General features: G+C 54.8%; 1 protein-coding gene. It reads left to right on the top strand.

The features are described from left to right. Positions 1-115: 115 nt before the first annotated feature. Positions 116-312: hypothetical protein (locus tag C5P05_RS34190; protein WP_232834272.1), on the top strand; the 197-nt coding region annotated here is incomplete at its 3' end.

Genomic DNA, 312 nt, shown 5'->3' with positions numbered 1-312 from the left:
CATCATTCACAGCGCTATTGGACAAGCGGGCAAGGCCCTGCAACTGCTACGCGAGTGCGTAGCTCAGGCGCAGCCTCAGGGGTCTATAAGGCTCTTTGTGGATGAAGGCGCACCAATGCAAACACTGCTAAGCCAGCTGCAACAGGAAACGGGAATGACGCCGTATGTGTCCCAGCTGCTTGACGCGTTTGGCGGACAACTTGCTCAGGATAAACGTGTCACTGCGCCTACTGAAGTCACGTTATCCCACTTGCCTCTTGGCACCTTCAGCGATCGGGAATTGGAAATACTTCGCCTGATTCAGGAAGGCCA

Source organism: Rhodoferax ferrireducens, assembly GCF_003347515.1.
Taxonomy (GTDB): Bacteria; Pseudomonadota; Gammaproteobacteria; order Burkholderiales; family Burkholderiaceae_C; genus Rhodoferax.
Note: the sequence above shows the minus strand (reverse complement) of the source record. Positions and strands in the feature narration are given on the sequence as shown.